General features: G+C 54.5%; 24 protein-coding genes. 14 read left to right on the plus strand and 10 right to left on the minus strand.

Features of this window, described 5'->3' with window-relative positions; translation table 11 throughout:
- Positions 1-18 precede the first annotated feature (18 nt).
- Complete coding sequence (gene pncA / locus GT753_RS09565) at positions 19-651, plus strand: bifunctional nicotinamidase/pyrazinamidase (protein WP_015378100.1); 633 nt, start codon at positions 19-21, stop codon at positions 649-651.
- 233 nt (positions 652-884) lie between these two features.
- Positions 885-2,162: a glycoside hydrolase family 18 protein gene (locus GT753_RS09570; RefSeq protein ID WP_015378101.1), complete on the plus strand. Its 1,278-nt coding sequence runs from the start codon at positions 885-887 to the stop codon at positions 2,160-2,162.
- A gap of 43 nt (positions 2,163-2,205) precedes the next feature.
- Here GT753_RS09570 and GT753_RS09575 read toward each other — a convergent pair whose 3' ends face one another.
- Positions 2,206-2,478, minus strand: a complete 273-nt coding sequence (locus tag GT753_RS09575) for a YeaC family protein (RefSeq protein WP_004932218.1) — start codon at positions 2,476-2,478, stop codon at positions 2,206-2,208.
- Positions 2,479-2,541: 63 nt separating this feature from the next.
- On the minus strand, positions 2,542-2,955 hold the full coding sequence (gene msrB, locus GT753_RS09580) for a peptide-methionine (R)-S-oxide reductase MsrB (protein ID WP_004932219.1): 414 nt from the start codon (positions 2,953-2,955) through the stop codon (positions 2,542-2,544).
- Between the two features lie 348 nt (positions 2,956-3,303).
- Here msrB and gapA point away from each other — a divergent pair, with 348 nt between their 5' ends.
- Positions 3,304-4,299 (plus strand): glyceraldehyde-3-phosphate dehydrogenase, encoded by a 996-nt coding sequence (gene gapA / locus GT753_RS09585; protein ID WP_004932222.1) that lies wholly within the window; start codon positions 3,304-3,306, stop codon positions 4,297-4,299.
- An 83-nt stretch (positions 4,300-4,382) separates the two neighbouring features.
- Positions 4,383-5,258 carry a D-hexose-6-phosphate mutarotase gene (locus GT753_RS09590; protein WP_021503854.1) on the plus strand — a complete coding sequence of 292 codons (876 nt, stop codon included), beginning with the start codon at positions 4,383-4,385 and terminating at the stop codon, positions 5,256-5,258.
- Positions 5,259-5,352: 94 nt separating this feature from the next.
- Here the strand turns inward: GT753_RS09590 and GT753_RS09595 are convergent, their stop codons facing one another.
- Together GT753_RS09595 and GT753_RS09600 are read right to left on the minus strand one after the other, a co-directional pair.
- Entirely contained in the window at positions 5,353-6,117 is a 765-nt protein-coding gene (locus GT753_RS09595) for a MipA/OmpV family protein (RefSeq protein ID WP_015378103.1), read from the minus strand.
- A gap of 108 nt (positions 6,118-6,225) precedes the next feature.
- Positions 6,226-6,501, minus strand: a complete 276-nt coding sequence (locus GT753_RS09600) for a hypothetical protein (protein WP_160125553.1) — start codon at positions 6,499-6,501, stop codon at positions 6,226-6,228.
- 42 nt (positions 6,502-6,543) lie between these two features.
- Here GT753_RS09600 and yeaG point away from each other — a divergent pair, with 42 nt between their 5' ends.
- From yeaG to GT753_RS09615, 3 genes are all read left to right on the plus strand, one after another.
- The gene (gene yeaG, locus GT753_RS09605; protein ID WP_004932230.1) at positions 6,544-8,478 is read left to right on the plus strand and encodes a protein kinase YeaG; all 1,935 of its coding nucleotides are present in this window, start codon (positions 6,544-6,546) and stop codon (positions 8,476-8,478) included.
- A 132-nt stretch (positions 8,479-8,610) separates the two neighbouring features.
- Entirely contained in the window at positions 8,611-9,879 is a 1,269-nt protein-coding gene (locus GT753_RS09610) for a YeaH/YhbH family protein (RefSeq protein WP_004932234.1), read from the plus strand.
- A 337-nt stretch (positions 9,880-10,216) separates the two neighbouring features.
- Positions 10,217-10,447: a hypothetical protein gene (locus GT753_RS09615; RefSeq protein WP_004932237.1), complete on the plus strand. Its 231-nt coding sequence runs from the start codon at positions 10,217-10,219 to the stop codon at positions 10,445-10,447.
- Between the two features lie 124 nt (positions 10,448-10,571).
- Here GT753_RS09615 and GT753_RS09620 read toward each other — a convergent pair whose 3' ends face one another.
- Entirely contained in the window at positions 10,572-11,261 is a 690-nt protein-coding gene (locus GT753_RS09620) for an alpha/beta hydrolase (RefSeq protein WP_160125554.1), read from the minus strand.
- An 826-nt stretch (positions 11,262-12,087) separates the two neighbouring features.
- On the opposite strand from GT753_RS09620, the gene GT753_RS09625 reads away from it, so the two are divergent.
- A complete protein-coding gene (locus tag GT753_RS09625; protein ID WP_015378105.1) occupies positions 12,088-12,264 on the plus strand; it encodes a GhoT/OrtT family toxin in 177 nt (58 codons plus the stop codon).
- Between the two features lie 263 nt (positions 12,265-12,527).
- Here GT753_RS09625 and GT753_RS09630 read toward each other — a convergent pair whose 3' ends face one another.
- Entirely contained in the window at positions 12,528-12,821 is a 294-nt protein-coding gene (locus GT753_RS09630; protein ID WP_015378107.1) for a hypothetical protein, read from the minus strand.
- A 225-nt stretch (positions 12,822-13,046) separates the two neighbouring features.
- On the opposite strand from GT753_RS09630, the gene GT753_RS09635 reads away from it, so the two are divergent.
- The 3 genes from GT753_RS09635 (at position 13,047) to GT753_RS09645 (ending at position 15,667) form a co-directional block, all read left to right on the plus strand.
- A complete protein-coding gene (locus tag GT753_RS09635; protein ID WP_015378108.1) occupies positions 13,047-13,529 on the plus strand; it encodes a hypothetical protein in 483 nt (160 codons plus the stop codon).
- A gap of 306 nt (positions 13,530-13,835) precedes the next feature.
- Positions 13,836-14,396 carry a 3'-5' exonuclease gene (locus GT753_RS09640; RefSeq protein WP_004932251.1) on the plus strand — a complete coding sequence of 187 codons (561 nt, stop codon included), beginning with the start codon at positions 13,836-13,838 and terminating at the stop codon, positions 14,394-14,396.
- Between the two features lie 77 nt (positions 14,397-14,473).
- The gene (locus tag GT753_RS09645; RefSeq protein WP_015378110.1) at positions 14,474-15,667 is read left to right on the plus strand and encodes a multidrug effflux MFS transporter; all 1,194 of its coding nucleotides are present in this window, start codon (positions 14,474-14,476) and stop codon (positions 15,665-15,667) included.
- An 8-nt stretch (positions 15,668-15,675) separates the two neighbouring features.
- Here the strand turns inward: GT753_RS09645 and dadX are convergent, their stop codons facing one another.
- Positions 15,676-16,749 carry a catabolic alanine racemase DadX gene (gene dadX, locus GT753_RS09650; protein WP_160125555.1) on the minus strand — a complete coding sequence of 358 codons (1,074 nt, stop codon included), beginning with the start codon at positions 16,747-16,749 and terminating at the stop codon, positions 15,676-15,678.
- 76 nt (positions 16,750-16,825) lie between these two features.
- Complete coding sequence (locus GT753_RS09655; protein ID WP_028127472.1) at positions 16,826-18,130, minus strand: D-amino acid dehydrogenase; 1,305 nt, start codon at positions 18,128-18,130, stop codon at positions 16,826-16,828.
- A 539-nt stretch (positions 18,131-18,669) separates the two neighbouring features.
- On the opposite strand from GT753_RS09655, the gene GT753_RS09660 reads away from it, so the two are divergent.
- A complete protein-coding gene (locus tag GT753_RS09660) occupies positions 18,670-18,987 on the plus strand; it encodes an antibiotic biosynthesis monooxygenase (protein ID WP_015378113.1) in 318 nt (105 codons plus the stop codon).
- A gap of 50 nt (positions 18,988-19,037) precedes the next feature.
- On the opposite strand, the gene zinT is transcribed toward GT753_RS09660, so the two are convergent.
- Entirely contained in the window at positions 19,038-19,688 is a 651-nt protein-coding gene (gene zinT / locus GT753_RS09665) for a metal-binding protein ZinT (protein ID WP_088381668.1), read from the minus strand.
- A 298-nt stretch (positions 19,689-19,986) separates the two neighbouring features.
- On the opposite strand from zinT, the gene GT753_RS09670 reads away from it, so the two are divergent.
- The gene (locus GT753_RS09670; protein ID WP_015378115.1) at positions 19,987-21,522 is read left to right on the plus strand and encodes a SpoVR family protein; all 1,536 of its coding nucleotides are present in this window, start codon (positions 19,987-19,989) and stop codon (positions 21,520-21,522) included.
- A 213-nt stretch (positions 21,523-21,735) separates the two neighbouring features.
- Positions 21,736-23,700 (plus strand): acyltransferase family protein, encoded by a 1,965-nt coding sequence (locus GT753_RS09675; protein WP_015378116.1) that lies wholly within the window; start codon positions 21,736-21,738, stop codon positions 23,698-23,700.
- A gap of 269 nt (positions 23,701-23,969) precedes the next feature.
- On the opposite strand, the gene fadR is transcribed toward GT753_RS09675, so the two are convergent.
- Complete coding sequence (gene fadR, locus GT753_RS09680; RefSeq protein WP_015378117.1) at positions 23,970-24,689, minus strand: fatty acid metabolism transcriptional regulator FadR; 720 nt, start codon at positions 24,687-24,689, stop codon at positions 23,970-23,972.
- Positions 24,690-24,741: the final 52 nt, after the last annotated feature.

A 24,741-nucleotide genomic window follows, 5' to 3' on the forward strand; every position in this document is an offset into this window, starting at 1 on the left:
CTGAACTCTGGAGCGGCGATGAAAACGGCCCTGTTGTTGATCGATCTGCAAAACGATTTCTGCCCCGGCGGCGCGCTGGCGGTCACGGAGGGCGACGCCGTCATTCCGGTCGCCAATCAGGCGATCGCCGCCTGCCTGGCGCGGGGCGAGCCGGTGGTGGCCAGCCAGGACTGGCATCCCGCCAATCACCGCAGCTTTGCGGTGAACTCCCATGCGCAGGTCGGCACCCTCGGCGAGCTGGAAGGTCTGCCGCAGGTGTGGTGGCCGGTGCACTGCGTGCAAGGGAGCCACGGCGCCGATTTTCATTCTCAATTGCAGCGGCAACACATCGATGCCGTTTTTCGCAAAGGGCAGGATACGAGCATCGACAGCTACAGCGCGTTCTTCGATAACGGCCACCGGGCGCAGACCGAACTGCACGATTGGCTGCAATCGCAGGGCGTCCGGCGGCTGGCGATCATGGGCCTGGCGACCGACTACTGCGTGAAGTTCAGCGTGCTGGATGCACTGGCTGCCGGCTATCCGACGCAGGTGATCGTCGACGGCTGCCGCGGCGTGAATCTGCAGCCGGGCGACAGTGAGCAAGCGCTGCAGGACATGGCGCGCGCCGGCGCACAGCTAGTTACCCTGTCACAGTTTCTCGCCAACTAAATCCTCTCGGGCGCCACCGGCGCCCTCTCTACGCAGCGGCGAAATTATCGACGCCGCTCACAATACCACCTTTCTTCTTCCCCAACGGCTTGTGACCGGCAGGCGCTTTTGCTGTTATGGCTGCGACGCTTTTGGCGTCAATCGGTTATACGCATCCGGGGCCCACTGAGCCCGGCTTTATTGTGCCCGCCCCTGGCGGTACGGTCGGCCTTGCCGACCACAAGGAGACAGACATGAAAATAACCCGAAAACTGCTGCCTTTGCTGGCGGCGGTGCAATTGGCTATGGCCGGCGCAAGCACGGCCCAGGCGGCCTATCTCTCCGTCGGCTACTTCAACGGCGGCGGCGACGTTACCGCCGGCCCCGGTGGTGACATCGACAAGCTGGACGTGACGCAAATCACCCATCTCAACTATTCGTTTGGCCTGATCTACAACGACGAGAAAGACGAAACCAATGCGGCGCTGAAAGACCCCGCTCGCCGCCACCAGATCTACCTGTCGCCGAAAGTCACGGCCGATTTGCAACGGCTGCCGGTGCTGCGCAAACAGAACCCCGAGCTGAAAGTGCTGTTGTCGATCGGCGGCTGGGGCGCACGCGGTTTCTCCGGCGCTGCCGCCACCGCGGGAAACCGGGCGATTTTCATTCGCTCCGCGGTGCAGGTGATCGAGCAGTACGGGCTGGATGGGATCGATCTGGACTGGGAATACCCGGTAAACGGCGCCTGGGGTTTGGTGGAAAGCCAACCGGCAGACCGCGACAACTTCACCCTGCTGCTGAGAGAGCTTCATCAGGCGCTGGGTAAAGGCAAGCTGTTAACCATCGCCGTCGGGGCCAACGTCAAAAGCCCGCAGGAATGGGTCGATGTGAAAAGCATTGCCCCTTACCTCAACTACATCAATCTGATGACCTACGACATGGCTTACGGCACGCAGTACTTCAATGCCAACCTGTACGATTCAAAGCGCTGGCCAACCGTAGCCGCCGCCGACCGCTACAGCGCCGATTCCGTGGTAAAACATTATCTGGCCGCCGGATTAAAACCGGCGCAGATGAACCTGGGTATCGGTTTCTACGGCCGGGTGCCGAAACGAGCGACCGAGCCGGGCATCGACTGGGACAAGCCGGACGCCGCCAAACATCCGGTGACGCAGCCTTATTTCAGTGCGCGAGAAACCGCTCTGTTCCGCACGCTGGGGTTGGATCTCAGCAAAGACACTTACTTTAAATACCACGATATCGTCAGCAAATTGCTCAACGATCCGCAGCAGCGTTTTCGCGAACACTGGGATGACGACGCCAAAGTGCCATACCTGACGCTGCAATCCGCCGAAGGCAAACCGCTGTTCGCCATCTCCTACGAGAACCCGCGTTCGGTGGCTATCAAAGCCGAGTACATCAAAAGCCAGGGATTGGGGGGAGCGATGTTCTGGGAGTACGGCGCGGACGACAATAACCGGCTGGCGCAACAGCTGGCGGAGTCGCTGGGAATAAAAGGCGAGAAACGGTAAATCGACGGGGGCGATGGCGACATCGCCCCGCTTTAGGGACAGCTTACTGCGGTTTAAGTTTGACCAGCGGCTCGGCAACAAACTGCTGCTTCAGTTCTTGCTTGCTCTTCATCACGATCTGCCCGTCGGTGCCGATGCTCATGTGCTGCGGATCGACGTTGTTCATCGACTGCCACAGCATCACCGCCTGCAGGCTGTTTTCCTTCTGCTCAGGCGTCAGCGCCACGCCGTCCGGCCACTTGCCCAGCTCAACCGCCTGCACCAGGCGCTGGTATATCTCGGGCGTCATCGCCGCAATCAGATCTTTCACGTCCATCAGAGCCCTTCTCGCTTACAGATGAATAATTAGCTGAATCGATTTTGTTGATTAAATTACCACTTAACCGGCCGTTTGGTCGCCATTTTCGCCATCGGTGAAACTCAGCGAGGCGGAGTTGACGCAGTAGCGGTCGCCAGTCGGCTGCGGGCCATCAGGGAAAACGTGCCCCAGATGCGCGTCGCAGTGGCCGCAGCGGATTTCAACACGATGCATATTATGTGAATTATCATCAAGATAACGGATTGCATCGGCGGAAACCGGCTCATAAAAGCTCGGCCAGCCGCAGCCGGAATCGTATTTGGTTTCGGAATAGAACAGCGGCTGGTTACAGCACAGGCAATGGTACACGCCCTCGCGCTTGTTGTGCAGCAATTTGCCGCTGAACGGCGCTTCGGTGCCACGCTGTTGCGTCACATAACGTTGGATTTCATTCAGTTCCGTGACCGGATGACCGGGGGTTGTCTCTTTAGCCATTTGTGCTTATCTCTGAATGTGGATAATGTCAACGAAAACAATGATTAATAATAACAAAAAATTAACACCGCTGCAGGGGTTTTTGGCCTAAACTGTAGCCCATAAAGGCCACGTCACGATGATATGTGATAAAGATCACACATCTTGCGTATGCTGACTTTATACTTGGCGGCTTGTCCCCATATAACGGATGAGGCCGAGCGCAAATGGACTGTGCAATAAGCGTGCAAAACCACCCTTCCGGTTTGACTTGCCGCAAGTATTGACACGATTCCGCTTGACGCTGGGTAAGGTTTTTGTAATTTTACAACCAACCTTTTATTCACTAACAAATAGCTGGTGGAATATATGACTATCAAAGTAGGTATCAACGGTTTTGGCCGTATCGGTCGCATTGTTTTCCGTGCTGCTCAAGAGCGTTCTGACATCGAGATCGTTGCAATCAACGACCTGTTGGACGCAGAGTACATGGCTTACATGCTGAAGTATGACTCTACTCACGGCCGTTTCAACGGTACGGTAGAAGTTAAAGACGGCCACCTGGTTGTTAATGGCAAAACCATCCGTGTTACCGCAGAGAAAGACCCGGCTAACCTGAAGTGGAACGAAGTGGGTGTTGATGTGGTTGCTGAAGCGACCGGTATCTTCCTGACCGACGAAACCGCGCGTAAACACATCACCGCCGGCGCTAAAAAAGTGGTTCTGACTGGCCCATCCAAAGATGCGACCCCAATGTTCGTTCGCGGCGCCAACTTTGACAAATATGCCGGCCAGGACATCGTGTCCAACGCCTCTTGCACCACCAACTGCCTGGCGCCACTGGCTAAAGTCATCAACGACAACTTCGGTATCGTTGAAGGCCTGATGACCACCGTTCACGCCACCACCGCTACTCAAAAAACCGTTGATGGCCCGTCTCACAAAGACTGGCGCGGCGGCCGCGGCGCATCCCAGAACATCATCCCTTCTTCTACCGGCGCAGCGAAAGCGGTTGGCGTGGTTCTGCCAGAGCTGAAAGGCAAACTGACCGGCATGGCGTTCCGCGTACCGACCCCTAACGTGTCCGTTGTTGACCTGACCGTGCGTCTGGAAAAAGCGGCTACCTACGAAGAAATCAAGAAAGCCATCAAAGACGCCGCTGAAGGCTCTATGAAAGGCGTTCTGGGCTATGTTGAAGACGACGTGGTTTCCACCGACTTCAACGGCGAAGTACTGACTTCCGTGTTCGATGCCAAAGCCGGTATCGCACTGAACGACAACTTCGTGAAACTGGTTTCCTGGTACGACAACGAAACCGGCTACTCTAACAAGGTTCTGGATCTGATCGCTCACATCTCCAAGTAATGGCATGATGTTAAGCTGATAATGAGGGCGACATTTTTGTCGCCCTTTTTTATTTGTATCTCCGGCAAACAATAGGTCATGAAATGAACGAGAAAATTTTCACCCTGCCCGTTTCCGAACAAATTTCTCCTTATATCAGTCAGCGGCAACTCGATGAGCTGGGCGTGGTTGTGGTGTCGCACCCGAAAGTGCGCGCGGCCGTCGCGCTGCAAGGCGCGCATTTGCTGGCCTGGCAGCCCAGCGGTGAGCAGCCGGTGATTTGGCTCAGCAACAACACGCCTTTCGCCACAGGCAAGGCCATCCGCGGTGGCGTGCCGATCTGCTGGCCGTGGTTCGGCCCGGTGGCGCAACCCTCCCACGGCTTTGCCCGCAACCAGCCCTGGAGCCTGACGGCGCACGATGAAGATGAGAACGGCGTCATCCTGACCTTTACGCTGAAAGACAATGAGCAGACCCGCAAACTGTGGCCGCACGCCTTCACGCTGATTGCTCGCTTCAAGCTGGGTGAAGAGTGCGAGATCGAGCTGGAATCGCACGGCGATTATCAAGCCACGGCGGCGCTGCACAGTTACTTCCAGGTCGGCGACATCGATCGGGTCAGCGTGGCGGGCCTGGGCGAGCCTTATATCGACAAGGTGGCGGGCGGCGCAGAGGCGCATCAGACGGGTGAAGTGACATTCATCGGCCAAACCGACCGCGTCTATACCCGCCCGGAAGCTTTCAGCCAGATCCGCGATCCGGCACTCGCTCGCACCATCGAGGTTCACCACCATCATATGAGCGACGTCATCGCCTGGAACCCCGGCGTGGAACTCTCCTGCAGCATGGGGGATATGCCGAACGACGGTTACAAGACCATGGTCTGCATCGAGACCGGGCGCGTCAGCAAACCGCTGGTCGCTGCCGGCGAGCAACCCGCCCGTTTGGGTGTCACCTTCCGCAGTCGTAAGAAGGCCTGAGGAACCGTGCGCGGAAGCGCACTACAGATGTGCAAAAGGGGCGCCAGCGCCCCTTTTTGATGCACGACATGCACGATAGTTGTGCAATGCGTGATTAGAAGGTGTAGCTCACACCTGTCATCAACAAACCGGTGTAAGATTTATCCACCATCGGGCTGTCTTTCACTTCATCCGACAACTTCACATAGCGGCCGACGAAGAAGGCGTTCCAGCTTTTGTTGATCTGATAATTGGCGCTCAGCTCGAGATACGGAGCCCAGCTATCGCCAGGGGTGTAGCTGTCCAGGCCGCTGCGACGTGATTCATTGGCGCTGACGCCGTAGTAATATTTGTTCTGGTTCTTGCTGTTCCACATCACGCCCACGCCCGGGACCAGCGTCAGCGCGTCCAGATCAAACTTGTACAGATAAGCAACATCGCCCACCAGCCCGTTGCTGTTGTTCAGCGTGTCGCCGGTGAACGTGGTACGAAGGGTGCCCCATTCCGCGTTGTGCGAATAGGCCAGGCCGGCCATCAGCGTGCCGCGACGCTTGTCGAGGCGCTTCATGCGATCGTCGTCGCTGTCGCCCGGACGGTAGCCCCATGGCGTGTAGTAACCCATGATGCTCAGCTGGTTTTCTTGATCTTTCCACAGGTAGTAACCGGCGGTCAGAGTACGGAAGTAGAAGTCGTCACCTTCATAGTCGATGACGGGCACCGGATAAACGCGGTCCTGATAACCGCGATACGCGTCCGGACTAACCAGCGCGGCAGCACCGAGTGACCAGGTCCCCGCCTGAGCACTTTGCGCACAAACCATTGCGGAAGCGATAATTGCTAGCGTTTTGAGTTTTGAAATCTTCACTGGTTCTTTTTCCATAAATTACAGGGTTAATAGCCGCGATAGTTTATGTGAAAATTTAGTTGCGTGCCTAATCTTTACAAAGGAAAACGACCAAGATCGAATAACTTATAGCGGAATTATGAATTAATCATGGCGGAACGATGACGTTTTATCCCGCAGGCCGCGCCAGACAAGGCATTTGGTTATCCCGGCAATAACTGAGTCATTGATATGACTTAAAAAAAGCTTTTTCTGCGGCAGGAAATTTTCCGGCAAGCAAACTAAGCTTAAATCAGAAGGTGAATTTATCCTGGGCCCAGTGGCATACAGCGCAACTCGCGATAATAAGCGCACCAAGTTGGCATACGGGTTGCTGTACTCAGGCGTATTCTCATCTTTCGGGAGCCAGAACACTATCACACGCTCTCTTTAACCTGTGCTAATAACGAAAGGACGGGCATCATGAACATATTTGACCACTATCGCCAGCGCTACGAAGCTGCCAAGGACGAAGAGTTCACACTGCAGGAATTTCTTACCATTTGCCGGCAAGATCGCAGTGCCTATGCCAACGCGGCCGAACGTCTGCTGATGGCTATCGGTGAACCTGTGATGGTCGACACTGCGCTAGAATCACGCCTGTCGCGCCTGTTCTCCAACCGCGTGATCGCACGCTATCCGGCCTTCGAAGAATTCTACGGCATGGAAGAGGCCATCGAACAGATCGTCTCTTACCTGAAGCACGCTGCGCAGGGCCTGGAAGAGAAGAAACAGATCCTTTACCTGCTGGGCCCGGTGGGCGGCGGTAAATCCTCGCTGGCAGAACGCCTTAAAGCGTTGATGCAGCGCGTGCCCATCTACACCCTCAGCGCCAACGGCGAACGCAGCCCGGTCAACGATCATCCGCTGTGCCTGTTCAACCCTCAGGAAGATGCCTCAATCCTGGAAAAAGAGTTCAACATCCCAAGTCGCTATCTCGGCACCATCATGTCGCCGTGGGCGGCGAAGCGCCTGCACGAGTTCGGCGGCGATATCACCAAGTTTAAAGTCGTGAAGGTGCGCCCTTCCATCCTGGAGCAGATCGCCATCGCCAAAACCGAACCGGGCGATGAGAACAACCAGGACATCTCGGCGCTGGTCGGTAAAGTGGACATCCGTAAGCTTGAGAACCACGCGCAGAACGATCCGGACGCCTACGGCTATTCCGGCGCACTGTGCCGCGCCAACCAGGGGATTATGGAATTCGTCGAGATGTTCAAAGCGCCGATCAAAGTGCTGCATCCGCTGCTGACGGCGACTCAGGAAGGTAACTACAACGGCACCGAGGGCATCTCCGCCCTGCCGTTCAACGGCATTATTCTGGCGCACTCCAACGAATCCGAGTGGGTGACCTTCCGTAACAACAAGAACAACGAAGCGTTCCTCGACCGCGTGTACATCGTCAAGGTGCCTTACTGCCTGCGCGTGTCGGAAGAGATCAAGATTTACGACAAGCTGCTGGATCACAGCGAGCTGACTCACGCGCCCTGCGCGCCGGGCACCCTCGAAACGCTGGCGCGCTTTAGCGTGCTGTCGCGGCTGAAAGAGCCGGAAAACTCGAGCATTTACTCGAAAATGCGCGTGTATGACGGCGAAAGCCTCAAGGATACCGATCCGAAAGCCAAGTCCTATCAGGAGTACCGCGACTACGCCGGGGTTGACGAAGGCATGAACGGCCTCTCCACCCGTTTCGCCTTTAAAATCCTCTCGCGGGTATTCAACTTCGATCACGCCGAGGTGGCAGCCAACCCGGTGCACCTGTTCTATGTGCTGGAGCAGCAGATCGAACGCGAACAGTTCCCGCAGGATTTGGCCGAGAAATACCTCGAACATCTGAAAGGCTATCTGATCCCGAAATACGCCGAGTTTATCGGCAAAGAGATCCAGACCGCCTATCTGGAATCCTACTCGGAATACGGACAGAACATTTTTGACCGTTACGTGACCTACGCGGACTTCTGGATCCAGGATCAGGAGTATCGCGACCCCGACACCGGTCAGCTGTTCGACCGCGAGTCTTTGAACGCCGAACTGGAGAAAATTGAAAAACCGGCCGGTATCAGCAACCCGAAAGATTTCCGCAACGAAATCGTGAACTTCGTGCTGCGCGCCCGCGCCAACAACAACGGCCGCAATCCGAACTGGACCAGCTACGAGAAGCTGCGCACCGTGATCGAGAAGAAAATGTTCTCCAATACCGAAGAGCTGTTGCCGGTGATTTCGTTTAACGCCAAAACCTCGACGGACGAGCAGAAAAAACACGACGACTTCGTCGACCGCATGATGGAGAAAGGCTATACCCGCAAGCAGGTGCGCCTGTTGTGTGAATGGTATCTGCGGGTCAGAAAATCCTCATAACGCCTCAGGTAAGCGGCATTATCAGGGCCATGTCCACAGTCATGGACGTTGCAGCGCAGCCCAAGGAGGGGCTTACACATTGCGCTGTCGCGACCGGGACATGAAGAGTTGGCAACGTCGTTTGGGGGAAGTATGGCCTATTTCATTGACCGACGGCTGAACGGCAAAAACAAGAGCATGGTGAACCGCCAGCGCTTCTTGCGCCGTTACAAGTCGCAAATCAAACAGTCGATTGCCGAAGCCATCAACAAGCGTTCGGTCACCGACGTAGACAGCGGGGAGTCGGTCTCCATCCCCACTGACGATATCAACGAACCGATGTTTCATCAGGGGCGCGGCGGCACACGCCATCGCGTTCACCCAGGCAATGACCACTTCGTACAGAACGATCGCGTTGAGCGGCCTCAGGGCGGCGCAGGCGGTGGCGGCGGCCAGGGCAACGCCAGCCAGGACGGTGAAGGCCAGGATGAATTCGTCTTCCAGATCTCCAAAGACGAGTACCTCGATCTTTTGTTCGAGGATCTCGCCCTGCCCAATCTGAAAAAGAATCAGTACAAGCAGTTAACCGAGTTCAAAACCCATCGTGCCGGCTATACCGCCAATGGCGTGCCGGCCAACATCAGCGTCGTGCGTTCGCTGCAGAACTCGCTGGCGCGACGAACCGCCATGACCGCCGGTAAAAGACGCGCGTTGCACGAGCTGGAAGATGCGCTGACCCAGTTGGAAAATACCGAGCCGGTACAATTGCTGGAAGAGGAGCGGCTGCGCAAGGAAATTGCCGAACTGCGCAAGAAAATCGAAAGCGTGCCGTTTATCGATACCTTCGACCTGCGCTACAAAAACTATGAGCGCCGGCCGGAGCCCTCCAGCCAGGCGGTGATGTTCTGCCTGATGGACGTGTCCGGCTCGATGGACCAGGCGACCAAAGACATGGCCAAGCGTTTTTACATTCTGCTCTATTTGTTCCTGAGCCGAACCTATAAAAACGTCGAGGTGGTCTACATTCGCCATCACACCCAGGCGAAAGAGGTGGACGAACAGGAGTTCTTCTATTCGCAGGAAACCGGCGGCACCATCGTTTCCAGCGCGCTGAAGTTAATGAATGACGTAGTCGAAGAGCGTTATGACCCGGCACAATGGAATATCTATGCCGCGCAAGCGTCGGACGGCGACAACTGGGCCGACGATTCACCGCTGTGTCATGAGCTGTTGGCGAAAAAGATCCTGCCGATGGTGCGTTATTACAGCTACATAGAAATCACTCGCCGCGCTCACCAAACGCTGTGGCGCGAATACGAGGATCTGCAGGCGAAATTCGACAACTTCGCCATGCAGCATATCCGCGAACCGGACGATATCTATCCGGTATTCCGCGAACTGTTCCGTAAGCAGACCGTGTGAATAACGCCGCGTGAATGTCACCACAGCCGGAAAGCACCGTTTTCCGGCTGTTTCTTTTTCGCATTATATATTTGCAAAACCCATGTTTATTTTTTAAACAATGACAACAACAATAATAAGTCAGATTCCCCAGAACGGTCCTCTCTATTATTTGTTCTTCTGAGGTTATTCCTAAACATCCGCCGCTCCCCCCGCACGGCTTGATAGGAATATTCCCATTCAGTTATCGTTACCCCATCGCTTAAGTCTCTTCCTAAGCGAAATTTGCCTCATTTTATTTTTCTATGGCTTCTCAGCCCGCTGCGGCGGGCATTTACCTGTCAGCAGGTTAGACATCATGATCGACTACACCCTCTATGGCCTCAACAAGCACGATGTTGATGAATACCATAAGCAAATATGTTGCCTGCTCGGCAAAAACGTGCTGCTGGTGTTGACCGCCAACAAGCCGATAACCAAACAGAACCTGCTCGCCAGCCTTATCCAGGAGATAGAAAAGCAGCCCGATGATTATTTTCAGCGGCTGCATCGCGCGGCAATAGAAATGATCGGCGTTAACGGACGCTAAGGCGATATGCGTAAGGCAGACCTCTACGCCATTATTGCCGTCGCCGTCGTGTTGATGATGCTGTTATAACGGTATCAGCGAAGGGATAATCTGCCGCAGAATGTCGAGCCTTCCTGCCCCTGCTTTATTTCAAACCGGCCGCTTCGTCAATCAAACCCGCCACCTCATCGGCATGGGAAACCAGCGAGGCATGGCTGGCATTCAGCACCATCACTTTCTTGGCCTGCAGCCGCTGCGCCATGCGCCGCTGATTCTCCGGCGCTATCATGCGATCGTCGCTGGAAAGTTGATACCATGACGGCTTACGTTTCCAGGCGGGCTCGCCGATGGTGTTGCCAAAGGTCTCGGCCAGCGGGGCCTTCTGCGCCACCGCCATCACCAATGCCTCGTCGGCGGTCAGATCCTGGCAAAAGCTTTCGTGAAACTTGTCGGTTTTAATCCACAGATAACCGTCGCTGTCCGAGGCCAGATTCTCGACTGCCGCAGGAGGATGCGCTTGCGTAATACCGCCGGCACTTTCACCGGCATCCGGCGCAAACGCGGCGATGTAGACCAGGCCAACCACGTTAGGCTGGTTGCCCATTTCCGTGATCACGGCACCCCCGTAAGAGTGCCCGACCAACAATACCGGTCCCGCTTGCTGCGCGACCATCTTGCGCGTACGTTCCGCATCCTCAGCCAGCGACGTCAACGGCATTTCCACCGCATGAATCGCCGTATATCCCCTGCGCGACAACTCGATGATGACCTTACTCCAGTGCGCGGCGCCGCCCCAGAATCCGTGTACCAGCACGATAGTTGGTTTTGTGCTCATTGCCGACTCCTTCATCTCATAGGAAAGCGCCGCAGGCAGATGAACGCCCCCGCAAGGGGCGAGCCTGGCTGCCTTCGACGCCACGCAGTCCCCCTTTTATATAGTCAGCCTCATGGCGTTCAGCAATAGCTACGACGAGTTAACGTCCCCGATTTTCCACCGCCGCCACGGCTTATCGAAGCGGCTTACGCCGCACGACCGGGAAAAAAAAGGATTAAAACTAGGATTTTTACCCATACCGATCTAAAATTTCGCGCAAAAACAAAGAGAAGTAAATTTGGCTCACCGGGAAAAGGAATGAAGTTGTGAAGGAAATGATCTCCATCGTTTTTATGGCATGCCTGCTGGCGCTGCTGTTTTCGTGGCTGTTCGTCTACGGTCTTAACATTCATTAAACCCATAACGACAACCATCCCCCTCCCTGGCGGGCAAGCGGCGTATCGCGACTGATGCGCTAAAACCGGCGCCTGAAGGGTTCACGTACCGCCAAACCCGACGCCACCTCACCTTAACCTTGCTGTTCGCAAATACATCATTAATCTTTATGAGTCATAACCCCACCGCGTTTCCCCCTTCACCGACTCTTTTACTGCTCAGCGGAGTTCACTCCAGAAGGATGGCTTGCCTGACGCAAAATGTTACCGGTAACTATGCTGTTGATTTCTTTTGGCAATAAACATAAGGCCGCTAATAACCCTACGTTCTTTATAGAAATAAATTATGCATACTTATGGATAAAGGTTTGAATAAAGGGCCTTTGGTCATTGATTATCACCCGCCAAGCTCCTAGAATTCGCGCGTAAAAATACAACTGGGATCGGGTTTCATGTCGCCGCTGTGGGTTGCAACGCAATACTGTTATTTTATTGGTCTGTTAGTTTCTATGGTTTTCACCTACCTGGTTAGCCGGGACACCGTCAAAATTCGCTGTATCAGCGCACTGACCATCGGGTTAACCTGGCCGTTGAGCCTGCCGGTGGTGTTGCTGTTTTCGCTGTTCTAACGCCCCAATGCCGCGCGCTGGCTTTTAAACAGCCATATTAATGAAAAGAGGCTGACCACCGGCGTCATGGTTTTTGGCGTGGGATAAAAAAGTGCCAGCGCAAGGCTGGCATGAAAACGGGAAGCAATGTGAGCAATGTCGTGCCGGATCGGGGGCACAGAAGGAGACAACCCTTTTCCCCTCACCGGTGAATAAAATGATAATACGTCTCATTATTGAATGCAAAGTCATTTCCCCAGGCAACTTTCCCCCTTGAGAAACTATCAGCCGCGCGGCGATCGCCAGCGCTGATACAATCGCCCCGCCCCCCACACCAGCAGCCAGAGCAAAGCGTTCAACCCCAACCATAGCATCAGCAAGTAGAAGAAAGTCTGATAGCCGGGTATGCCCCGATCGGCCAAAAACGGGTTGAAGTGAAAAAATTTGACGATCGCGAACGGATTAAGATTGAAACGGTTGAACACGACCGCCGTCAGCAACGGTGGCAATAGCGTATAAAACGCCAGGCTGAACAACAGCAGGATTTTTGTGCCCGAAGTATTTTTATAATCTTTCATATCAATAAATTATATCTGTCATCATAGTGCAAAAACCGCCAGGCATTCGTACGCCAATCGACCCCGCGGGCGCAAAAGAGTTCCAGGCCAACGCGGAAATAAAGCCGATCCCGCGTTTAATTGTCATTTAGCGCTCGGGTGATATATACCCTGTGGATTTTAAATTACGATGTCGCCGCGCCGTCTTCAAGCACAGCGTTTACATGGCATCATCAGGAGGCATTAATGAAACCGGACGCACTCTCCCTGCCGCCGACCCCGAAAAAGCTCAAGGTCATCTACGGCTGGTATATTTATGTGATCTATATCCTGCTGGTTTTCAACATTTATATGGCGGTCTACAACGTCTGCGTTCGGCACCCGATCGAGGCCCCGCTGTTGTCGCTGTTTCACAGCCTGTTTCTCGCGTTGATGCTGCAGCAGGTGCTCAAGAAAAACGTCGTTTTCGCCTGGATCTTGCTGAGCTATTTTATTCTGATGCGCCTGTATTACGCCAATGTGCTGCATGTTGAGTTCACGCTGGTGAGCCGTTGCCTGGTGCTGCTGATTCTGACGCTGCTGCTGACCGGCGCCGTAGCCGTCGGGCAACTGGCCACGCCGCCGCAGCGGCATGACTGGCTGGCGCGGCTGGGCTGGCGGCAATGGGGGGCACTCACGGCGCTGGCGGCCATCCTGACACCGCTGATTACCACCGACTATCTGGGATAAACTGGGGGCTATTTGGGAATATGAGGTTCGGAAATGTCTACGACGCGGCATATTTTGGTGTAGTTACCCGCCTTCTCACAGATCTTGTCCGTGACGAACATGCTAAGGTAGCCCAGCAACAGCAAGTAGCCGACCATGCACAGAATAAAGATAAGCGTTCTCACCGATAGCGACCAACCTGACAAGAGTATCACGAGCATCATAACCTGAACGAGGCGCTTTAAAAGGATTTCATGTGCGCACCGGCCGCATCGGCGCACGTTCTGTAGTAACATTAAGCCACCACGCCCACCACCGGAAACGCCGATGCACCATCTGATGTTAGACATTGAAACCCTGGATATAAAACCCAGCGCCGTCATTCTGGTGGTTGCGGCGGTGTTTTTCGATCCCCGGACCGGGGAACTCGGCGCCGAATTCGAGGCCGCCGTCAGCAGTCAGAAAGACCAACCGGGCCGTACCATCAGTCTGGACACGGTCGCCTGGTGGGCGAAACAGTCCGATGAAGCACGCAAACAGGCCTTCGGCGGCACCGAGAGCCTAAAGCGCGTGCTGAGCAGCCTCAGCCGCTTTATCCATATGAACAGCACCGATACGGTAAAGGTCTGGGGGAACGGCAAAGAGTTCGACTGCGCGATCCTCGAACACGCCTTCCAGCAGTTGGAAATGCCCTGCCCGTGGAAGTTTTGGGATACTCAGGACGTGCGCACGGTGATCACGCTGGCGGAACTGCATGGCTTTAACCCGAAAAAGGCTCGCCCGTTCGAAGGTATGCCGCATCGTGCGCTGGATGATGCTCGCCACCAGGCCCGTTATGTGGCCGATACCGTCTCGGCGCTCTATTATCGTCAGGGGGCGCAGCGCTGACCCGCTTTGCCCCTTTTCATTTGCCGCCAGAGTCTCTACTCTAGCCCTCTTTGTCACTCGGACGTGCCTTTTCTGTTATGCAAAAGTTTCTGTTTATGCTTCTCAGCCTGGTGCTGCTCGGCCCATTAGGCATCGATCTTTATCTGCCGACTATTCCCGCTATTGCCGTCGGTCTGGGCAGCAGCGAAGCGTTGATCCAATCCACCATATCGCTATTTATTCTGGTACTTGGCCTCGGCCAGGTCATCGCCGGCCCGCTGGTGGATAACTATGGCCGCAAACCGGTGGCGCTGGCCGGCATTATCCTCTACATGATCGGCGCCGCGATGGCGGCGCTGGCCACCAGCCCGACGATTTTCATCGCTTCGCGTCTGCTGCAAGGGGTGGCGGTTTGCTGCACCGCCGTCGTCGCCTTCAGCGGCGTGCGCGATCGCCTGAATGGCGACGACGCCGCCCGCGCTTTCGGCTTTCTTAACGGCACGCTGAACATCATCCCGGCGCTGGCGCCGCTGCTCGGCGGCCTGCTCGCCGAAGCCTTCGGCTGGCGCGCGCCCTTCTGGTTCCTGGTCGGCTACGCGCTGCTGGTGTTGGCGCTCATCGCGCTGCGCCTGCCGGAAACTCGCCCCGCCGACACCGTGCCGGTCAAGGGGTTGCCGGTGCGTCAATACGCGCGCATCCTCAGCGAACGGCGTTTCCTCTCTTTTGCGGTGGTGAACTCCGGGGCGATGGGCATGGCGCTGACCTACGTTTCTCTGGCACCGAACGTGCTGATGGGCACCGCCGGCCTGACGCCGCTGCAATTTTCGCTGGTGTTCGGCGCCAACGGTTTCTGGATCATGCTGGTCAGCTTCTTCGCCAACCGCATCATCCACAAGGTCGGCCGTCCGGTTTGTCTGGCGACCGGCGGCATGTTGATGGGACTGGGCTGTCTGGGCCTGCTGCTGGGCGTCATGCTGCTGCCCGCGACGGCGCAAACGCACTGGCTGACGTATATGCTGCCAGTCGCCAGCGCCTGCGCCGGGTTGGCATTCGTGATGGGCCCGGCCACCAGCTACGCGTTGGAACCCTACTCCAATGAGGCCGGCGTCGCGTCCGCGCTGGTCGGTTTCGTGCAGATGGCGGGCGGCGCCGCGCTGGGTCTGGTGGCGATGGCGTTGCCGCTGCAACCCAAGCTGTCGCTGGCGCTGGTGATGCTGGCGGGCTGCCTGCTGGCGCTGCACGCGCGGCGGCTCAGCAAGCAGATTAAAGGGCAGATCAGAAAAGTCGCCTGAGCCCCGGCTCAGGCTTCGATGGCGACCGGCACTCGCGCCGCTAACGCCGACAGCAGTTCATAGCCTAACGTCCCTGCCGCCGTGGCCACCTCATCCACCGGCAGGCGTTTCCCCCACAGCTCGACTTCGGCGCCCAGTTCGACTTGCGGACAGGGCGTCAGATCCACCGCCAGCATATCCATCGATACCGTTCCCAGGGTGCGCGTCAGCACGCCGCCAACCCATACCGGCGTACCGGTCGGCGCATGACGCGGATAGCCGTCGGCGTAACCGCAGGCCACCACACCGATACGCTGTGCGCCTGCGGCGCTGTAACGGCCACCGTAACCCACACGATCGCCAGACTTCAGCTGCTGAATGCCGATGATTTCACTGCTCAGCGTCATCGCGGGCTGCAGCCCCGTCGCCGCAATGTCATTCCAGCAACCGCTCGGCGAAGCGCCATAGAGAACGATCCCAGGACGGATCCAACGGCCGTGGGTCGAAGGGTGCCACAGCGTGGCGGCCGAGTTGGCCAAGCAGCGCGGCAACGGTATATCGTTAGCCGCCGCCTCGATGGTGGCCATCTGCTGCGTCACGCCTTCGGGGCCGTCGGCGGTGGCGAAATGGCTCATCAGCGTAAGCTCGGCAATGTTGGCTACCGCCTGCGCCCTGCGCCACACCTCATGCAGCCGCTCGGGTGCGAACCCCAGCCGATTCATGCCACTGTTCACTTTCAGATAGACATTGAGCGGCGCGTTCAGCGTGGCGTCGGCGATCGCCGCCAGTTGCCAGTCGCTGTGCACCGCCGTCGTCAGGCGATAACGGTCAAGCAACGCCAGATCCTGCGGCTGGAAGAAGCCTTCCAACAACAGGATAGGCCCTTGCCAACCCGACTCGCGCAGCAGCACCGCTTCGGCCAGATCCAGCATGGCGAAGCCGTCGGTTTGCGCCATGCTGCGCCAAACGTGTTTGATGCCGTGGCCATAGGCGTTAGCCTTGACCACCGCCCAGACTTTGGCGCCGGGGGCGAAACGGCGCACCACCTGCAGGTTATTTTCAATCGCGCCGAGATGCATCGTGGCGGTTATGGGACGGGGCATCGCTTCTCCTTGGGGCAGCGTACGGCGGCCACGCGCGCCTGCGCGTGGCCGGGAAAGTCTATGACAGAGTCAACGATTAACGTGCGGGATGCACGTCGTTCAGCGGAACCGCGTGTTGCTGACGAAACCCGGCGCTGTAACGCGCCACCGCCAGGTCATCGGAAGGGATCGCCGGCGTAATGCCGGACATCAGATCGGACAACAACTGCCCGGAGCCACAGGCCATCGTCCAGCCCAACGTGCCATGCCCGGTATTGAGATACAGGTTCTTCAGCGAGGTGCGGCCGACAATTGGCGTACCGTCCGGCGTCATCGGCCGCAGGCCGGTCCAGAACGTTGCCTCTTCCACTCGGCCGCCGTTCGGGTAGAGATCGCGCACCACCATTTCCAGCGTTTCGCGCCGTTTTTGCTCCAGCTGCGTATTGAAACCGACGATCTCCGCCATGCCGCCAACGCGAATGCGCTGGTCGAAGCGTGTGATGGCGATTTTATACGTCTCATCCAATACCGTAGAGAACGGCGCCGCCGCTTCGTCGGTGATAGGAATGGTCAACGAATAGCCCTTCAGCGGGTAAACCGGAATGGACACCAGGCCGCGCAGCAGTGCCGTGGAGTATGAGCCGAACGCCACCACATAGCTGTCGGCCTTGAACACTTCCTCGCCGCACTGCACGCCGGCGATCTTGTCGCCCTCCACCAGCAGACGATCGACGCTGCGGTTGAACAGGAAGGTGACGCCCGCCTGCTCTGCCATCTTCGCCAACTGTTGCGTAAACAGCTGGCAATCGCCGGTTTCGTCGTTCGGCAACTGCAGGCCACCGGTCAGCTTGTGCGCCACCTGCGCCAGCGCCGGCTCGACGCTGCCGAGCTGGCCGGCTTCCAGCAATCTGTAAGGCACGCCGGCATCTTCCAATACCGCAATGTCTTTCGCGGCGTTTTCGAACTGTTGTTGAGTGCGAAACAGCTGCAGCGTGCCGCCCTGACGACCTTCGTACTGGATGCCGGTTTCCTGACGCAGCGCCTTGATACAATCGCGGCTGTATTCCGCCAGGCGCACCATGCGGCCTTTGTTGGTCATGTAGTGTTCGGTGTTGCAGTTTTTCAACATCTGCCACATCCAGCTCAGCTGGAAGCTGCTGCCGTCGAGGCGGATGGCCAACGGCGCATGGCGCTGGAACATCCACTTGATGGCCTTCAGCGGCACGCCCGGCGCCGCCCAGGGGGCAGCATAACCCGGTGAAATCTGCCCGGCGTTCGCCGCGCTGGTTTCCAGTGCCGGGCCTGGCTGACGATCGATCACCGTCACCTCATGCCCCGCCTTCGCCAAATACCAGGCACTGGCTACGCCCACCACTCCACTACCTAAAATTACCACTCGCATCGCTGACTCCAGCCCAAGGCTTCACAAAGCATAATCTTCTGCTTACAGGAAATTAACTCAGTGAAAAAATCCGTCCAACAACTTCGTCATCAAACGTGACAATATTCACAATTAATTTATCGTCGATGGGCCATGTATTTGCAATAGCCGTCTGAAAATAGCGATAAGATGCGGTTTAGAGGGGATTATGGCGTCATACCGCCACTGAATTGATATCAACGCTATCAATGATAGCACTCAAAAAAGGCGTAATAAGCAACATTGATTTAACAGAATATAAAAATACCAGCCAACATTTAAACAGAATAAAAATCTAATAAAATAAAAAATACCAACATAACAAACAAAGAGAGCCCCCTCCCTCCGCAGCAGAAAAATCGCGCAAAATTTCAGCTGCCGTTAACCTTGCTTTCAGTGCCGGAATAAAACACCCGAGCCCTTGGCCCGCCCGTTTATGTTGAACGCTGCAGCACGATATGAACGTTAAAGCCAGAAGCAGCGCCTAAAGTTCACACTGTCGCTATTGTGGAAAACGTCTTATGTTCATCGCCATCTACCAGTTTTCAGTCAAACCCGGACACGAGCACGCCTTTCGCCAGGCTTGGCTGGCGTTGACCCAAGGTATCTATCTGCAGCGCGGCAGCCTTGGCTCGCGCCTGCATCGGGATGTGGGCGGGCAGTTTATCGGCTATGCGCAATGGCCAAGCCGAGTCGCATGGGAAAGCGCCGGTGATATTCAGTTGGATGAACGCTACCTGCAAGCCCGGGAACGAATGCGTGCGACCTTGTTGGCAGATAAAACGCTATTTGAAATGGAAGTGACGGATGATTACCTGCAAATCAGACCGTTTGACTGAGCACAAGCCCACACAGGCGGGCGGGCTTGTGGTTGCGGGAACGAGCAGCATCAATGATGCAGCATCTCGTCCACGACTTCTTTGGTTTGCAGTTGGAATGGGTAGTAAGTCGGCCAGTTATCCATCTCTTTCAGCAACGCTTCCTGCGACGTGTTGCCCATAAAGATATGGAAATGCGCCGATTTGCGCGGGCCGATAATGTGATCGCTGAACTGCACGAATTTCGGCGCCAGGCTGCCGGCATCCTGGCATTCAAACAGATAACGCACGCCCTTTTTACCGGAAACATACGTCAGGATCTTATGCCCGGCGTACTTATACTGACAGGCGCTGGATTGGTCACCGCGGTGAAATTCCATGACGCCGTTTTCAATGCCGATGGTATCCACATCGGTGGCATACCCTTTGCGGTAATACGCCTTCACTTCGGCGAAGGTCTTGCGCTTGTCCTGTGCCGCTTTCTTCTTGAACACCGGGTCAAGATCCCCATTGAGCAGATAGGGATACACGGATTGCCACACGCCCTCCCAGTCGGCCAGATCGCGATCTTTGACGTCCTTATCGTCGAACACGCCTCCCTCCGCCTTTTTTTCCGCCTCCGTCAGCGGCTTGCCATGTGAATGATGCCCGTGGGCGCATGCCTGCCCGCTGATAAACAACGCGGCCAGCGCCACCGCCAGTTTGCCAAAATGCCTCGCCAAAATGCGCTCCTTGTCCGTTATCGAGAAAAATCAAAAGTTACAATATAACATAACAATTTTCAATCCTTGTCGTGCAACAGGCATTGTGTTGCGCCCCCCTGCCGCAGGGTTATACTCGAAGAGGAAGTGCGGTGCCGCACCGCCTTCTGCCGGGACGGGCGCCGGATTGACCGCCGTTCGCTCCTTTGCGTACCGGCATTTTTATTTCACTGATTTGCAATGGTTAATTATGACTTGAACTATGCTTGTTACAGGGTCTGCCGTTTGAGCAAGACCCGTGAATAATGAGGGTGCGCTGATGACTACTTCAACACATGAAAAGGTTAAGGATGATAAACGTCTGAGCGATGGACCGGACTGGACGTTCGAACTGCTGCAGGTGTATTTGGAGCAGATCGACCGCGTCGCCAAGCATTACCGACTCGACACCTACCCCCATCAAATCGAGGTGATCACCTCCGAGCAGATGATGGACGCCTATTCGAGCGTCGGCATGCCGATCAACTATACCCATTGGTCCTTCGGCAAGAAGTTCATCGAAACCGAACAGCGCTACAAACAGGGCCAGCAAGGGCTGGCGTATGAAATCGTCATCAACTCCAATCCCTGCATCGCCTACCTGATGGAGGAGAACACCATCACCATGCAGGCGCTGGTGATGGCGCACGCCTGCTATGGCCACAACTCGTTCTTCAAGAATAACTATCTGTTCCGCAGCTGGACCGATGCCAGCTCCATCGTCGATTATCTGCTGTTCGCCCGCCACTACATCAGCCAGTGCGAAGAGCGCTACGGCGTCGATGAAGTGGAGCGACTGCTGGACTCTTGCCATGCGCTGATGAACTATGGGGTCGACAGGTACAAGCGCCCGCAGAAAATCTCCCTGGTGGAAGAGAAAGCGCGCCAGAAAAGCCGCGAAGAGTATCTGCAAAGCCAGGTGAATACGTTATGGAAGACCTTGCCACGCGTTGAACGCGAAGAGTCGCCGGAGCAGGCGCGCCGGTACCCGAGCGAACCGCAGGAAAATATCCTCTATTTTATTGAAAAGAATGCACCGCTGCTGGAACCCTGGCAGCGTGAGGTGTTGCGCATCGTGCGCAAGGTCAGCCAGTATTTCTACCCGCAAAAGCAGACTCAGGTGATGAACGAGGGTTGGGCCACCTTCTGGCATTACACCATCCTCAACCATCTGTACGATGAGGGCCGAGTGACCGAGCGGTTTATGCTGGAGTTTTTGCACAGCCACACCAACGTGGTGTATCAGCCGCCGTACAACAGCCCGTACTATAACGGCATCAACCCTTATGCGCTGGGCTTCGCCATGTTCCAGGACATCAAGCGCATCTGCCAGTCGCCGACCGAAGAAGACCGCTACTGGTTCCCGGACATCGCCGGAAAAGACTGGCTGGAGACATTGCACTTCGCCATGCGCGACTTCAAGGACGAGAGCTTTATCAGCCAGTTCCTGTCACCCAAAGTGATGCGCGATTTCCGGTTGTTCACCGTGCTGGACGACGATCGCAACAACTATCTGGAGATTGCCGCAATCCATAACGAAGCCGGTTACCGGGCGATCCGCCAGGAGCTGTCAGCGCAATACAACTTGAGCAACCATGAGCCGAACATTCAGATCTGGAACGTGGATCTGCGCGGTGACCGCTCGCTGACATTGCGCTACATCCCGCAGGAACGCGCGCCACTGGATAAGAGCCGCCGCGACGTGTTGAAGCACCTGCATCGCCTGTGGGGCTTCGACGTGATCCTCGAGCAGCAAAATGATGACGGCAGTGTAGAGTTGCTCGATCGCTGCCCGCCGCGGCCTACGCCGCTGTAACCGCCCTTGCCCCGCCACAACCTATAAACATAGTCAGGGAGTGGCAGGGGCACATTGAGCGCCTCTACGACTATAGACACAAGGGAAAATTCCTAAAGCGTGACATCCCCCTTTTTCACTTTACAAAATTGACATACCTTTGCATTATGCCAACGTATTTACTCCAATGCGCTCAGTGATTATTTAATGCTCAGCGAGTATCCAGGTGGACTAATGGAAAATGTAGTAAAAGAAACAGTAAAAAACTATAGACGTGATATTGACGGCTTACGTGCCATTGCAATAATTCTGGTTGTTCTTTATCACTCGGGAGTCGGTTTTCTCAGTGGTGGTTTTATCGGTGTCGACGTTTTCTTTGTTATATCAGGCTTCTTAATTGGCGGAATTATCTATACAGAAACAACACAGAATAAATTCTCTTATTCAAAATTCTATGTCCGTCGAATAAAACGAATCGCACCAGCCTTGATTGCAATGCTGATAGTATGCTCTGCCTTTGCCTTTTTCTATCTATCTGCATTAGAGCTAAAAGACTTCAGCCTTTTTTCCAGTGCGACAATCTTATCCGTTCCTAACATAATGCTTTGGCATAAAACAAACTATTTTTCGCCAAGTGCAGAGTTAAATCCGTTATTAATGACGTGGTCATTAGGCGTTGAAGAACAGTTTTATATTTTCCTGCCAATTATTTTCTCCATTATTGTCAAGGCAAATATTAAAGTAGTTAAGACTATTTCTGTACTATCGATAGCCTCTTTTATTCTTTGCATTATCCTTACAAAAACATCACCTCTCTTTTCGTTTTTCATGCTTCCAACTCGGGCATGGGAGTTGGGTGCTGGCGTAATTATTTCAATAATGCATAAAGAGGGACGATTCAACAGTTTGAAAGCTTCACATAGAGAATGGCTTTTTTTGGCCGGGCTCGCAATGATATTATTTGCAGCGCTAACTTTTGACAAAAAAACGGAGTTCCCAGGTTATTCCGCCACCTTACCCGTGCTCGGTTCGATTTTTTTAATTCTAAGCAACGGTAAGTTAAGCTCAATCATTCTTGGCAACCGTGTGATGGTATTTATTGGATTAGTATCTTATTCTTGGTATCTGTGGCACTGGCCTCTGCTTTCTTTTGCTCGCATAGGTATCGACGAGAGACTGTCATTACATGCCGGCTTACTGATATCAACCGTTGCCTTATTTATTGCTTACCTCTCCTATCTCTTTGTTGAAACTCCATTCAGAAAAAGGGTTCACCTATCCAATCCGAAGATCATTTTTGGTTACATCTTGGTTTCAGCAGCATTGCTCTTACCGACCGCTCTCGGTTATCTCTTGAAAGGTATACCACAAAGACTCAGTCCGGAGGTCGTGCAAGTCGACAAGGACAAGTTAGAGAGAGTTGCTGACCGTTGTCTGGTAGGGTATGGAGCAAAAACCTACTCTAGAGATGAAACCTGCCTCCCAAACTCCAGTCAGGATGCCGTTGCTCTCGTGGGTGATAGCCATGCAGCGGCCTTACGAGGCGGCGTTGAAAAGTATGCGAAAAATAACAATTTAGTCGTGTATCAAATTAATAAAGCTTCATGCCCAATGCTGGTTGGCGCAACACGAACCATTAATACCTACCCAGCACATGGTGCTGAATGTGATGAGTTTAATAAAAATGCATTGAACCTTATAAGTGAAAACAAAAAAATAAAAACTGTTATTATCTCCGCTTTGTGGGACTCGGCCATCTATGATAATAGTGGAAGCTACAAAAGTACTGTAACGACAGAAACTGGAATATCTGCTTTAAGCTCAGGCCTTAATGAGTTAGTAAACCAATTAAAAGCCGCTCGCAAGGAGGTTATAATAGTCAGTGATGTCCCCCAACTTGACTTCGATGTAGTTAAAAACATCGACAATCAACAAATACCCTTACGCAAATTAATAAACAGTTTACTTTCAAGAGAAAAAACAGCAGGTGAATTTACCGATCGCTATCAACTGCCACACTCGGACGTAAACGACTTATTGACTTCTATTGCACAAGAAAAAGGCATTAGAAAATTCAACCCTGCTGATAACTTATGCGATAATACCGGCTGCAAGTTTAAGTCAAAAGATCGTCCGTTTTATTATGACAACCAGCATTTAACTACGTTAGGCAGTATATATGCTCTGCACGGGCTATAACGAAGTTTAAAACCACCCTTGGCACCGGTTCTTCCGGTGCCCTTCATGATAATTTAATAAACCTCCTAAAAACCACTAACATGAATTTCACTGGCCTATTTTAAGCTAAAGCTTTAACAAGCTGTAATGAAAGAACAAATAGTTCATCTAAAAACCACCACATCATCTCCTGATAATAAAGACATCCTGAAAAATTAGAAAAAAAACTCACAGTGTAAAAATTACACTGTGAGTTAATATCTATTAAATAATTGCTATGAGAGCCGCAATCAGCGACGCGCTTCGGTCAGATCGCTCGGCATGGTGCCCTGCATGCTCTGCCAAATCGCTCCGCTGTCTTTACCGTAGCTGCGCACGGTATCCATCACCTGGTCGTACAATTTCTCATGGCACAGCGTGGACAGCTTGCTGTAGAAGGCCAGCGCCAGCTTGCGCGCTTCCGGATTGGAGAAGTAGTAACGGCCCACGCGGGTGTACAGCCCTTTCAGACCGTTGAAGATCAGGCCATAGATCGGGTTGCCGGAAGCGAACGCCAGACCACGGAAGATCTCATAGTCCAGGACATTGAAGGCATCCGCCTGATCTTCCACCTCGGCGGCTTTCGCCAGCACTTCCTGCGCCTGCTCAGGATGATTGCGCACCGCAGCGCGAATAAAGATCGACGCGATATTGGTGCGCACGGACAGCAGGTTATCGATCAGCTGAGGGACGCTTTTGTGATCGAGACGGGCCACCGTCTCAAGGATATTGAGGCCGGACGTTTCCCAAAAATTGTTCACTTTGGTCGGTTTACCATGCTGAATGGTCAACCAGCCATCGCGGGCCAGACGTTGCAACACTTCACGTAACGTGGTGCGCGTGACGCCAATCAACTCCGAAAGCTCACGCTCCGCGGGCAAAATAGAGCCAGGGGGGAAGCGATTATTCCAAATACTCTCAATAATGTACTCTTCCGCGAAACCGGCAGGACTCTGCGCCTTTATGACCATGTGTTTGACGTTCCGTTGCGACGATAAAATCAGTAAAAGTAATCAGCTCATC

The sequence above is a fragment of the Serratia sp. Z4 genome (genome assembly GCF_009900725.1).
Classification (GTDB): domain Bacteria; phylum Pseudomonadota; class Gammaproteobacteria; order Enterobacterales; family Enterobacteriaceae; genus Serratia; species Serratia nematodiphila.

What these genes read in the sequence shown, in the direction of transcription:
- pncA (WP_015378100.1), top strand. Translation starts at nt 19, where the DNA reads ATGAAAACGGCCCTGTTGTTGATCGATCTGCAAAACGATTTCTGCCCC.
- GT753_RS09570 (WP_015378101.1), top strand. Translation starts at nt 885, where the DNA reads ATGAAAATAACCCGAAAACTGCTGCCTTTGCTGGCGGCGGTGCAATTG.
- GT753_RS09575 (WP_004932218.1), bottom strand. Translation starts at nt 2,478, where the DNA reads ATGGACGTGAAAGATCTGATTGCGGCGATGACGCCCGAGATATACCAG.
- msrB (WP_004932219.1), bottom strand. Translation starts at nt 2,955, where the DNA reads ATGGCTAAAGAGACAACCCCCGGTCATCCGGTCACGGAACTGAATGAA.
- gapA (WP_004932222.1), top strand. Translation starts at nt 3,304, where the DNA reads ATGACTATCAAAGTAGGTATCAACGGTTTTGGCCGTATCGGTCGCATT.
- GT753_RS09590 (WP_021503854.1), top strand. Translation starts at nt 4,383, where the DNA reads ATGAACGAGAAAATTTTCACCCTGCCCGTTTCCGAACAAATTTCTCCT.
- GT753_RS09595 (WP_015378103.1), bottom strand. Translation starts at nt 6,117, where the DNA reads ATGGAAAAAGAACCAGTGAAGATTTCAAAACTCAAAACGCTAGCAATT.
- yeaG (WP_004932230.1), top strand. Translation starts at nt 6,544, where the DNA reads ATGAACATATTTGACCACTATCGCCAGCGCTACGAAGCTGCCAAGGAC.
- GT753_RS09610 (WP_004932234.1), top strand. Translation starts at nt 8,611, where the DNA reads ATGGCCTATTTCATTGACCGACGGCTGAACGGCAAAAACAAGAGCATG.
- GT753_RS09615 (WP_004932237.1), top strand. Translation starts at nt 10,217, where the DNA reads ATGATCGACTACACCCTCTATGGCCTCAACAAGCACGATGTTGATGAA.
- GT753_RS09620 (WP_160125554.1), bottom strand. Translation starts at nt 11,261, where the DNA reads ATGAGCACAAAACCAACTATCGTGCTGGTACACGGATTCTGGGGCGGC.
- GT753_RS09625 (WP_015378105.1), top strand. Translation starts at nt 12,088, where the DNA reads ATGTCGCCGCTGTGGGTTGCAACGCAATACTGTTATTTTATTGGTCTG.
- GT753_RS09630 (WP_015378107.1), bottom strand. Translation starts at nt 12,821, where the DNA reads ATGAAAGATTATAAAAATACTTCGGGCACAAAAATCCTGCTGTTGTTC.
- GT753_RS09635 (WP_015378108.1), top strand. Translation starts at nt 13,047, where the DNA reads ATGAAACCGGACGCACTCTCCCTGCCGCCGACCCCGAAAAAGCTCAAG.
- GT753_RS09640 (WP_004932251.1), top strand. Translation starts at nt 13,836, where the DNA reads ATGCACCATCTGATGTTAGACATTGAAACCCTGGATATAAAACCCAGC.
- GT753_RS09645 (WP_015378110.1), top strand. Translation starts at nt 14,474, where the DNA reads ATGCAAAAGTTTCTGTTTATGCTTCTCAGCCTGGTGCTGCTCGGCCCA.
- dadX (WP_160125555.1), bottom strand. Translation starts at nt 16,749, where the DNA reads ATGCCCCGTCCCATAACCGCCACGATGCATCTCGGCGCGATTGAAAAT.
- GT753_RS09655 (WP_028127472.1), bottom strand. Translation starts at nt 18,130, where the DNA reads ATGCGAGTGGTAATTTTAGGTAGTGGAGTGGTGGGCGTAGCCAGTGCC.
- GT753_RS09660 (WP_015378113.1), top strand. Translation starts at nt 18,670, where the DNA reads ATGTTCATCGCCATCTACCAGTTTTCAGTCAAACCCGGACACGAGCAC.
- GT753_RS09670 (WP_015378115.1), top strand. Translation starts at nt 19,987, where the DNA reads ATGACTACTTCAACACATGAAAAGGTTAAGGATGATAAACGTCTGAGC.
- GT753_RS09675 (WP_015378116.1), top strand. Translation starts at nt 21,736, where the DNA reads ATGGAAAATGTAGTAAAAGAAACAGTAAAAAACTATAGACGTGATATT.
- fadR (WP_015378117.1), bottom strand. Translation starts at nt 24,689, where the DNA reads ATGGTCATAAAGGCGCAGAGTCCTGCCGGTTTCGCGGAAGAGTACATT.